Annotated in this window: 9 protein-coding genes; 8 read left to right on the forward strand and 1 reads right to left on the reverse strand. The window is 67.7% G+C overall.

Features of this window, described 5'->3' with window-relative positions:
- Positions 1-125 precede the first annotated feature (125 nt).
- From VGF64_15355 to era, 5 genes are all read left to right on the forward strand, one after another.
- Complete coding sequence (locus tag VGF64_15355; GenBank protein HEY1636140.1) at positions 126-1,586, forward strand: hypothetical protein; 1,461 nt, start codon at positions 126-128, stop codon at positions 1,584-1,586.
- Between the two features lie 107 nt (positions 1,587-1,693).
- Complete coding sequence (locus VGF64_15360; GenBank protein ID HEY1636141.1) at positions 1,694-2,782, forward strand: PhoH family protein; 1,089 nt, start codon at positions 1,694-1,696, stop codon at positions 2,780-2,782.
- Positions 2,783-2,800: 18 nt separating this feature from the next.
- Positions 2,801-3,334 carry an rRNA maturation RNase YbeY gene (ybeY, locus tag VGF64_15365; protein HEY1636142.1) on the forward strand — a complete coding sequence of 178 codons (534 nt, stop codon included), beginning with the start codon at positions 2,801-2,803 and terminating at the stop codon, positions 3,332-3,334.
- Positions 3,334-4,644 carry a hemolysin family protein gene (locus tag VGF64_15370; GenBank protein HEY1636143.1) on the forward strand — a complete coding sequence of 437 codons (1,311 nt, stop codon included), beginning with the start codon at positions 3,334-3,336 and terminating at the stop codon, positions 4,642-4,644. The genes ybeY and VGF64_15370 overlap by 1 nt, the downstream gene beginning before the upstream one ends.
- A gap of 9 nt (positions 4,645-4,653) precedes the next feature.
- Positions 4,654-5,490 carry a GTPase Era gene (era, locus tag VGF64_15375; protein ID HEY1636144.1) on the forward strand — a complete coding sequence of 279 codons (837 nt, stop codon included), beginning with the start codon at positions 4,654-4,656 and terminating at the stop codon, positions 5,488-5,490.
- A gap of 698 nt (positions 5,491-6,188) precedes the next feature.
- Here the strand turns inward: era and VGF64_15380 are convergent.
- Entirely contained in the window at positions 6,189-8,243 is a 2,055-nt protein-coding gene (locus tag VGF64_15380) for an ATP-dependent DNA helicase (GenBank protein HEY1636145.1), read from the reverse strand.
- Between the two features lie 140 nt (positions 8,244-8,383).
- Between VGF64_15380 and VGF64_15385 the strand changes: the two genes are divergently transcribed.
- The 3 genes from VGF64_15385 to VGF64_15395 form a co-directional block, all read left to right on the forward strand.
- A complete protein-coding gene (locus VGF64_15385) occupies positions 8,384-9,628 on the forward strand; it encodes an acyltransferase (GenBank protein ID HEY1636146.1) in 1,245 nt (414 codons plus the stop codon).
- A gap of 387 nt (positions 9,629-10,015) precedes the next feature.
- Entirely contained in the window at positions 10,016-10,819 is an 804-nt protein-coding gene (locus tag VGF64_15390; protein HEY1636147.1) for a hypothetical protein, read from the forward strand.
- Between the two features lie 238 nt (positions 10,820-11,057).
- The coding region (locus VGF64_15395; GenBank protein HEY1636148.1) for an LLM class flavin-dependent oxidoreductase at positions 11,058-11,267 on the forward strand (210 nt) is incomplete at its 3' end.

An 11,267-nucleotide genomic window follows, 5' to 3' on the forward strand; every position in this document is an offset into this window, starting at 1 on the left:
CTCGCCTACCCACAGAATCCTCGGGCCATCGGCGCAGTCCCGCTGGTCAGGAGCACCCATCGCGGTCCTAATTGCCTGATTCGCGGCTTTGGCCCCTGTTGACGCTATCGGTATGATATGGGGGAATGGGTCGATCGATCCTGAGGGTGGCGCTGGGGACACTCGCCATCGCCGGACTGACACTGGCGACGACGGCAGGTTCCTCGGCGAGAGCGGGTGCTGACACCACAGGCGGTCGGCTGTCTGGGGTGGACTTCCTCACTGGTTACAAGGCGCTCGCTCAGAACGGGTCCGAGTTCCAGCGGATCAAGGCCGATGGCGCCAACACGGTCTCCTTCGATGTCTGGTGGGAGGTCCCGAGCTCGTCCTCGTCGACCGTGGCCCCTGAACCGGGCGCAACCGATTCGGACGCGGACCTTCTCGCTGCTGCGCAGGAGGCGCACCAGGCTGGGCTGAATGTCACCCTCACGCCCAAGATCGTGATCGGCTCCAACGTCAACAACAGCGGCTGGCGGGGTGAGTACAACCCGCCCGATCCCGCCACCTTCTTCGCGAGCTACCAATCGATGGTCAATCACTACGCCTTGCTGGCCCAGCAGGCTGGCATGTCGATGTTCCTCGTAGGCAGTGAGATGACCGCCTCGGACGGATACGTCGGATACTGGCGGCAGGTGATCGCTTCGGCGCGTGAGCGCTTTAGTGGCCCGATCGGCTACGAGGTCGATTGGCGGGAGATCCCCCAGTTCAGCTGGGGCGATGCGATCGATGTCTTGCTCCTCTCGGCCTACTTCCCTCTCTCAGACGCGCAGTCCCCCACGCTGGCCCAGTTGGAGGCGGGGTGGCACTCCTATCGGTCTCCGGGGGCGACCCAGACCCAGGACGCGTTCTCCGAGGTCGCTGGCTTCGCTCGACGGTGGGGCAAGCCGATCGTGTTTGGCGAGGCCGGCTACACGGCTACCACCTATCCGGCCAACCAGCCCTGGTGGAACGCTCCCAACCCGGCAAACCCCGACCTGCAGTATCTCGCGTACCGCGCCCTCCTCGACACGTTCGTCGGACAGCCCTGGTGGGGCGGCGTCCTGTGGTGGGCGTGGAACGACACCGAGCCCCGTAGCCCCGAGAACAAGCCCGCCGAGAGCCTGATCGGGGCCCATTCGGTGGCTGGCGCCGGATCACCGGGTAGCGCGTCGGCTGAAGGCGCGCCGGGCGGCACTGCGGGCTCGGGCCGCGGGAGCCCCTCTGTTCCTGCCGCTGCGCCGGGCATAGGGGCGAATGGCGTGGGCAACCCGTCGACTCAGGACGGGGGCACCGCCTTGGCGGCTGGCGGTGCCCCGTTCGTTCGAGCGCCTGACGAAACGCCCCCCTTGCCTCCGGATGGCACGGCTCGGGGTGCCAGTCAGTCACCCCCGGGGAAGAGCCGGCTGATTGCCCTGAAGGAGGTTGCATCGGGTGACAACGGAGCAGCCGCCGGCCTGGCTCTCGGGGCGATGGGAGCGCTCGCCCTCGCCCTGGCCACCCTGTTTCGTTTCCGGAGCGCGGTGCTCGACGCCATAAAGGGACGCCGGCTGGGTCTGATCCGCCGGTGAGTTCGCATCCTCAGTGGCGCTGGGGAGGGCTGTGAGGCAGGCACGCCAGCTACCAACTGAGCGCGTCCCGCCGCCTGGCCCGCTGGTAGCCTCGCGAGCGGATACCCGTGTCCTCGACCCAAGTCAAGATCCTCGTTCCCGGCAACCATCTGATGGTCGGCCTCCTGGGGCAGCGCGACGAGTTGCTGCGCCTGGTGGAGGAGGCCTTCGGGGGAGCCCGGATCCTCGTGCGGGGCAACGAGATAACCGTGGAAGGGGAGGACGCCGAGCGGGTGGGTCGCCTCTTCGAGGAGCTCGTGCTCCTGCTGGAGAAGGGCCACGGCCTCGACGCCGTCAACGTGGGTCGAACCATCGACATGGTCAAGGCCAACGAGCGGCCCTCCGAGGTGCTCAGCTCCGAGGTCCTCCGGTCGGCCAGAGGCCGGACCGTCCGGCCCAAGACCGCTGGCCAGAAGCGCTACACCGACGCTATCCGTGACAACGTGATCACCTTCTGTATCGGTCCGGCGGGCACCGGGAAGTCCTATCTGGCGGTGGCCCTCGCCGTGCAGGCACTTCAGGCCAAGCAGGTGAACCGGATCATCCTCACCCGTCCGGCGGTCGAGGCTGGCGAGCGGCTCGGCTTCCTGCCCGGGGACCTCATGGCCAAGGTGGACCCGTACCTCCGCCCGCTGTACGACGCCCTCTACGACATGCTCGAGCCGGAGGCGATGCAGCGACTGATCGACCGGGGCACCATCGAGGTGGCTCCCTTGGCCTTCATGCGAGGGAGGACGCTCAACTCCAGCTTCATCATCCTCGATGAGGCCCAGAACACCACACCCGAGCAGATGAAGATGTTCCTTACCCGGATCGGCTTCGGCTCCAAGGCCGTGGTGACCGGCGACGTGACCCAGGTCGATCTGGCGGGGGGGCGCTCCGGGATGGTCGGACTCGACCGGATCCTGGACGGTATCGACGACCTGGCCTTCGTGTGGCTCACCCAGCGCGACGTCGTCCGTCATCGCATCGTGGCCGACATCGTCTCGGCCTACGAGCGGGTTGGCGGCGGGGGCCCGGTCGGCCGCGGTTCGGCGCCCGGGCCCTCCGTGGGACCGACCCGGACGACGCCGCCTGACGGCGAGTCGCCCCGCGGGCTGGCGCCCGAGCCCGCGCCCGAGTGGGCATCTGGCCCGGCTACTGCCGGGCCTCGTTGAGAAGGGCAGCTGGCGAGGGTGGCCATCGAGGTGTTCGTCGCAGACGAGCAGTCGACCCGTCCGGTGGAGCCCTCTCGGTGGATGGGTCTCGCCGAGTCTGTCCTGTCCGCCGAAGAGGTGACTGGTGAGGCAGAGCTGTCCGTCCTCTTCGTCGAGGAGGAGGACATGGCCCAGCTCAACCAGCGCTTCCTGGGCGAGGAGGGGCCGACGGACGTCCTGGCCTTCGCCATCGACGAAGAGCCGGTGGAGAGCGGCCGCTCGCCCGACTCGGGTGGCACCGGTCCGGGTTGGGTCCCCTCCGAGCCCGCGGACGTGCCGAGCCTCCTCGGCGACGTGGTGATCTGTCCCGCGGTCGCCTGGCGTAACGCCCCGGACCACGCCGGCACTTACGAGGATGAGCTCGCCCTCCTCGTGGTCCACGGCATCCTCCACCTCCTCGGGATGGACCACCTCGACGATGAGGAGGCGACGGCCATGGAGCGGCGCGAGCGCGAGCTCCTGGACCGCTACCACCGGCGACGACCCGGAGCTTCGTCGTCGGCAGAGGCGTGATGGTGCTGCTGGCCACCACCGGGTGGGAGACGACCGATTCTGCACTCGTCGTGGCCATCGCGATCCTTCTCCTTTTCGCCGCCGTGCTGGCGCTGGCCGAGACCAGCCTGGTTCGCACCAGCCGGGTGAAGGCGGTGAGCCTCGAGGAGGAGGGTCGCCGAGGCGCTCGCCGGTTGGCCCGCCTCGTCGAGAACCCCGAGCGCTTCCTCAACCCGGTCTTGCTCCTGGTGCTCGTCTGCCAGCTGGTGGCCGCCACCCTGGTCGGCGTGGTCTCCGAGCACCTGTTCGGCGCCCTTGGCGTGGCCTTGGCCACCGTCTTCGAGGTGACCGTCATCTTCGTCCTGGCCGAGGCGGTGCCGAAGAACTGGGCCGTGCAGCACCCCGACCGGGCCGCCCTCTTCTCGGCCCCGATCGTGGCCGCTCTGATCCGGTTCCCACCGGTGCGTCTGTTGTCGGGGGTGCTCATCGGGCTCGCCAACCTGATCCTCCCCGGAGGCAAGGGTCGTCCCGACGCCTACGTCTCCGAGCGAGAGCTCCTGGCCATGGCCGACGTGGCCGAGGAGGCGGACGTGATCGAGACCGAGGAGCGGGCGTTGATCCACTCGATCATCGAGTTCGGTGACACCGTGGTGCGGGAGGTCATGGTCCCGCGGCCCGACATCCTGGCCGCCGAAGCGTCTGACCCCGTCTCCGACGTCATCGAGGTGGCCATGCGGGCCGGCTACAGCCGCATTCCCGTCTACGAGGGCAACATCGACAACATCATCGGCATCGTCTACGCCAAGGACCTGATGCGGGCGGACCTCGACGACCGCGAGGAGACGCCCGCACGCAGCCTCGTCCGGGAGGCCCACTTCGTTCCCGAGACGAAGCGGATCGCCGAGTTGATGCGCGAGATGCAGAACCAGAAGTTCCACATGGCCATCGTCATCGACGAGTACGGAGGCACGGCCGGCCTCGTCACCCTCGAGGACCTCATCGAGGAGCTCGTCGGTGAGATCGTTGACGAGTACGACGTCGAAGAGCCCGCGATCGAGCCCCTGGCCAACGGCGAGTACCGGGTCAATGCCCGGATGCCAGTCGACGAGGTAAACGAGTTCCTCCATGCCGAGCTGCCCGATGGCGACTGGGACACTGTCGGGGGTCTGGTGTTCAGCCTTCTCGGCCATGTGCCCACCGAGGGCGAGAGCGTCGAGGCCAACGGTCATCGCCTGGCCGCTGAGAAGATCCAGGGTCGCCGCATCGGTCGGGTTCGCATCGCCAAGCTGCCGGGCGACCCAGCTGAGGCGACGGATAAACCCCGGGACTAGGGGACGCAGGTGCGAACCGGGTTCGTCGGCCTGGTGGGAAGGCCGAATGTCGGCAAGTCCACCCTCGTGAACCGCATCCTCGGAACCAAGGTGTCCATCACGTCCGACAAGCCCCAGACGACGCGCCTGCGGATTCGTGGCGTGCTCAACCAGCCCGGGGCTCAGGTGGTGCTCGTCGACACCCCAGGCATCCACAAGCCGCGCACAGCGCTCGGCGAGCGCCTCAACGACCTAGCCGCCGACTCGATCAACGGCGTCGATGTCGTCGTCCTGATGCTGGACGCCACTGCTCCGCTCGGTCGGGGCGATCGCTTCGTGGCCAGGCAGGTCCCGACCGATGCCATCGTGGTGGTGAACAAGATCGACGTCGCTTCGCCCGCCCAGGTGCTAGCCCAGCTCCAGGCCGCTGCCGGCCTCGAGCTGGCGGAGTACTTCCCGGTCTCGGCCGTCACCGGTGAGGGAGTCGAGCCGCTGGTCTCCACCCTCGTGGCCCGGATGCCCGAGGGACCGGCGTACTACCCGCCGGACGTCGCCGCCGACCTTCCCCAGGCCGTGTGGGTGGCCGAGCTGGTCCGCGAGCAACTGCTGGTTCAGGCACGCGAGGAGCTGCCTCACTCGATCGCCTGCCGGGTCACCGAATGGGAGTGGCCGCGGATTCGCTGCGAGATACTCGTCGAGCGGGAGTCCCAGAAGGGGATCGTCATTGGCCGGGGCGGCGCCGTCCTCAAAGCCGTTGGCGAGGCGGTGCGAGCACAACTGGAGCCCGGGGCCTACCTGGAGCTCTTCGTCAAGGTCGACAAGGACTGGCAACGTCGCCCACACGCGCTCGAGCGCTTGGGGTACTGAGTCTCCGCTGCCCCCCCAATTGCCAAAAGGCGGGCCCGGGTGTAGGCCTACGGCGCCCGCGTGGGACGGGTCGAGCTGGGGAGGTCGATAGTGATACGGCGTAGCCATTTGGCCACGCGATACGGGAGGGCGCCTCTTCTCGCGCTCATGCTCATCGCATCTGCATTCGTGGCACAGCAGCCTGCTGGGGCTGCGACGCCATCGAATTACGGTGAGGCCAGCTTCGCCATGGGGTGGTTCGGGCCCGGTCCAGATCCAGGGCCGCAAGGCCACGTCTTCTCGTTGGATCTTGAAGGCGTCTTTCAGATCCAAGGACAGACGTACTCTGGTCTCGTCGGGTTCTTGAACAATGGTGAGCTCTCGCCCCAGCTCGACTCGAGCCTGTCCCAGACCGGCACGATCAACCCGATAAGCACTGCCGAGGGTTGCGCCGCCGTAGGCGTCCAGCCGGCCGTCGCCTTCGAACATCCCCTCGTCCTCGGAGGCAGTCCCTGCGGTGAGCCGGCGGCGACCCACCTCCTGCTGATGAACTGTGGTGGTACGTACGCGCGTACGTCCGCAGTCCTCAGCCTCGACCTATCGTGCACCGTCAGCGTTGACCAGGGCCAGGCTGTTCCGTGGACGACGATCGCCACGGTACCTCTCCAGACTGACGGTCCTGTACCGGGTGATTACTCAACTTCAAGCGGGACTGGCGTCTACTCGTCGTAGCACCGGCTGGTGTCCGAGGGCCCACCCGGCGGGCCGTCGAGTGACTTGGGGGAGTGAGCGCGTACGAGTGCTGCTTCGCCGCTCGGTCGCTGTCTAGATGGATTGCCAGAGTCCCCGAGGTGGCCGAAGAAAGCCGCGACATCGCCGCGGGTGCGGGTGCGGGTCATGGGCGGGAGGGCTCGCACGAGGTCCCAGCGATAGCTGGCCTTCGCCAGTCGCGCGTCCAGTACGGCAACTACTCCCCGGTCGGTGGCCGAGCGGATGAGGCGCCCAGTTCCCTGGGCGAGGAGAGTGGCGGCCCGAGGCAGGTCAACCTCCCGGAAGGCCGTCGAGCCGAATCGTTCCCGTCGGGCCTGGAGCAACGGCTCGTCAGGTCGGGGGAAGGGGATGCGGTCAATGACCACCAGCGACAGGGCAGGACCGGGTACGTCGACCCCCTGCCAAAAGCCCATGGTCGCGAAGAGACAGGAGGTCTCGTCGCGGGAGAACGCCTCGACGAGGGCCTGTTTGGGCAGCTCGGACTGGGTCATGAGGCGAAATGGGACTCGCGCTCGTAGCGCCGCCGCGGCCCCTTCCATGGCGCGCCAGCTGGTGAACAACGCCAGGGTGCGGCCGCCTGCTGCCTCGATCAGCGCAGCGAGCTCTTCGTGCAGGGCCGCCTCAGCATCCTCGCGGCGACGATCTGGCAGGTGGGTGGCGCAGTAGAGCAAGGCGTTCGTCGCGTACGGGAAGGGGCTGCCGGCATCCAGTTGGTCGTTGGCTCCCTCGCCCATGCCCAGTCGGCGTCCGATGCCCGGTGGGATCGTGGCGCTGGTGAGAACGACCGTTGTTCGAGCCCACAGCGCGTCGGCTAGCACCGGGCCGACGTCGAGGGGCGCTACCTTGAGTACCGGCGCGTGCGGAAGTCCATCCGCCCAGGCGACCTGATCTGGACCCACATCGGACGCGATCGCCACGTCGGCCGTGAGATGACCGGCCGCCAGTACGGCCCTCGTCCTGGCTGCTCCTCCCGGGCCCGGCTGGTCGCGACCGGGGTCGGCATCGGCGTGCCGGAGCGCTGAGCTGATCCGCGAGAGCCGGGCCGACGCCACCTCCAGCGCGCTGGCCAGGTGCAGATCGGACTGGGGCGGCACCCGGCGGCCGACGTGTGGTGACAGGGCTGCATCGAGTCCGTCGCCGGCTCCCGCCAGCTCGTCGGCCAGGGTCGATTCGTCCCGCGGGAGCACGGCGCGCGCCAATCGGGCGAGGGCGCGGAAGCGTCCCGCCGCGACTTCGGCACCGAAGGCGGCGATCATCACGTCCTCGACCTCGTGGGCCTCGTCGAAGACCACCACATCGTGCTCCGGGAGGACGGCGCCCCCGCTGGCGAGATGGGCGCCGTACAGGTGGGTGTTCACGACGACGATGTCGGCCCCCGCCGCCCGCTCCCGGGCCGCCTCGGTGAAGCACCTCTCGCCTGCGGGGCAGCGGTGCGCCCCCGGGCACTCTCTCGGTCCGACGCTCACCATGGCCCACGCCCGGGGGCTCGGCTCGAAGTCAAGCTCGGCCCGGTCGCCGCTCGTCGACTCGGCGCCCCAGCTCAGCAGGCGCCGCGCTTGCACGACCATGCCATCGGCCGATCCCGAGCTGGCGCCGGCTTCGTCCCAGCCGGCAGCCTCCTCCAGGCCCAACTGCTCCCCCCCTCCGGCCATCTCGGCGGCTCGTTGGCGGCACAAGTAGTTGGACCTGCCTTTGAGCACGGCGAACCGAAACGGTCGTCCCAGATGACGAGCGAGGAACGGGAGGTCGTTCGTGGCCAGCTGGTCCTGTAGCGCCTTGGTGGCAGTGGCGACTACCACGCGCTTGCCGGACAGGATCGCGGGGATCAGATAGGCCAGCGACTTCCCAGTCCCGGTCCCGGCCTGGACAACCAGGTGGCGGCGATCGTGGATTGCCCGCCCCACCGCCTCGGCCATGGCCCGTTGTCCCTCACGAGCTTCCCCTCCCTGGGGCAGCGCCCGCACGACTTGCTCCAAGGCGCGCGTCACATCGGGGGAGGCCACCGCTCGACCCTAGCGCGAAGTAGCAAGGGAAGTCATTGATAGCACTGAAATTCAGGAGCCACCGTCGCATCGCGTGCAGTCACCACGCGGTGAGCATGGGCGACGCAGGAACCAGGCCGCCATGGGCGGAACATTCGTTCATGGTCTCCGCATCGAAGGCTGAGGTTCGCTCGGGCACCGTAGGAAGGGCAGCGGCGCACGGAGTGGAGGCCGATGCCGCGGAGGGGGCAGAGCCAGAGGCCGGGGGTCGCATCGATCAGGCCGGCGAGACCCGGCTCGCCAGCATGGAATCGCTGCGGGCGTTGGCTGCCGTCGCCGTGTTGGTGTCGCACGTCTTCGGGTTCGCCTATCTGTGGGGACCGGCAATCTACGGAGGTTTTCTCCACCGCGTACTCCTGGGCGGGGGGTTCGCGGTGTTCCTGTTCTTCGCCCTATCGGGGTACCTGCTCTACCTTCCCTTCGCGCGTCGGGACTTCGGGGCTGGAACCAGCATCAGGCTGAGCCGCTATCTCGGCAACAGGGCCGTGCGCATCCTTCCGCTGTACTACGCAGTCCTCATCGTCGTCCTCTTGACCACCCAGCACGGGGGGACGTTCGACCAGTGGTGGCGCTTTGCTGTATTCGGGGAGAGCTTCTCCCGTCATACCGTGGGCACCGTCGACGGACCCATGTGGTCACTCGTCGTCGAGCTGCACTTCTACATACTGCTCCCAGTGCTTGCCGCGGCGATCCGTCTCCTCGCCCGCCGTTCGTACCTCCGGGCCGCATTGATGCTCGCCGTGCTCGCCGGCGCCAGCCTCGGCCTGCGGATAGCCCTGGTCGTCCACCCTGCGCATCACGACCTCCGGTGGGAGTACTCCCTTCCGACGACTTTCCTTTTCTTCGTCTCGGGGCTCGCGCTCGCCCTGGTCCGCGTTCGTTGGGAAGCGGGAACACCTAGGTGGCTGGCTGGCCCGCTGCAGAATGGCAACACGTGGCTCCTCGCCTCTCTTCCGCTGTGGCTGCTGACTTTCTGGCGGTACGACCTCGACGCGGTCGCGGCCCTGGCCAGCTTCCTGGTGGTTGGCTCGGCGGCGCTGCCACTTCGGAGAGGCCGGCTCGTCCGCGGTCTCGACTGGCGTCCTCTCGCCGTGCTCGGCACCGCCTCCTACAGCCTCTATCTCTGGCACATGCCGATCGTCCAGGAGGTCGCGGGCGCCCGATGGTCGCCGACCGGGTTCCTGCCCCTGCTTGCCATCCTCCTGCCGCTCTGTATCGCCGTAGCACTGGTCAGTTACATAGCCATCGAATCGCCATTTCTCCGCCTTCGTCGCAGCTGGTCGGGACGTAGGCACCCCTCGCCCGCCCCGGCGGTAACCGCGGCGGTCGGGGCGACCGTGACGTAAAACCGGGCATTCGCCGCCCCCAGGCCGTCGCAAATGGCGCGTCGCCTTCGCGGCCCGGCCCGCTCGGAGCGCCGAGGGCACAAGTTTCTCTGTCGGATACCGCAAGTTGTCGGCTGCTCGGCCGTTGATCCCAGAACATGGTTCGAGCCCAAACGACAAGCCGACGCCACCGGAGGTCGACGCGCCGATCAGGAGACCGACCACGCCTCGATAGCGGAGCGCGAGAGGCACGGCAGTGCGTGTGAGGATCATATGGCTGCATATGTCGCCAACGTCTCTCAACGGGTACCACCAAGCGTCGGCCGACGCGTGAGAGCAGCGGGACGCCGTGCCCGACAATGGGTCAAGAACATCAATGTCTCTTCCGCGCCTCCCGATCCGCCCGACATGACCGACATCACATCGATGTTCACTTGGTGCCGGGCTACTGCGGGGACGTCACGACCGCACTATCTCTGGTCGGTGCTGGCAGCGGCAAAGCTCGCGCGCAGCCTCGGCATCGAACGGATGTCGGCGATCGAGTTCGGCGTCGCGGGCGGGAACGGGCTTCTCGCCCTCGAATCGGTGGCAGAGTTGGTCGAGTCGTTGCTCGGAGTCGGCATCGACGTCTTCGGGTTCGACTCAGGGACGGGGATGCCCGAGCCGCAAGATCTCCGAGACGCCCCCTTCGTCATACAGGGTGGGAACTTCCCAATGGATGTTCACGCTCTCGAGACCCGGCTGAGCCGCGGCCGCCTCGTCTTGGGCCCGGTCGAGACCACAGCAAGGGAGTGGCTTGCCGAGGAACATCCGCCGGTCGGCTTCGTAGCATTCGACCTGGACTACTACACCTCGACTATGCACGCCTTCCATCTCCTTGATGGCGATTCCGGCCGAATCCTGCCTCGGGTCGTGTGTTATTTCGACGACATATTCGGGCTCGGCTGGAGCGACTTCAACGGCGAGCGAGCAGCCATCGCTGAGTTCAACGAGATTCACACCCACCGCAAGGTCGGCCCTGTTCACGGCCTCAAGTACGGGTTGCCCCGTACGGAGTTCGAGCTGAGCTGGCCCGAGAAGATCTACCTTGCCCACATTTTCGAGCATGATCGGTATTCCGAATACGAGGGGCCGTTGTCGGCGCGGTGGTACGACGAGCTTCGGCTTTCCCCCGGGTCCCGCCCGTCGCGACTTCACCCGGCCATCCGATGAGCACGGCCACCTTCTGATCTGCCTGAGCGAGGGCCCGGCGTTTTCGCAGACCCCTTCTCGAGGTCCCATACTGGTGCTTGGGCGTGCACTTCCGTAGGATCCGCTTCGGCCCGTACGCCTCGACCCTGGTGGGAGTGGGAGCGGTCGGCCGCGCTCGCGGCGTGTGGGCCCCTGGTTCTCAGGCTCCTCCCGGGCCGGCTAACGATAATGGGCCCGCGCCGGGCTGAGAGGATTGTTCGTGCGAGTCCGGATCTTCACCGAGCCCCAACAAGGGGCCACCTACGACCAGCTGCTGACCCTCGCCCGAACGGCGGAGCAGTGCGGCTTCGATGCCTTCTTCCGCTCGGACCACTACCTGCACATCCCCGGGGTGACCGGGGGCACGGGTGAGCCGGGCCCGACCGATGCCTGGATCACGCTGGCCGGGCTGGCTCGGGAGACGAGCCGC

It is taken from the genome of Acidimicrobiales bacterium, assembly GCA_036491125.1.
Lineage (GTDB): Bacteria > Actinomycetota > Acidimicrobiia > Acidimicrobiales > AC-9 > AC-9.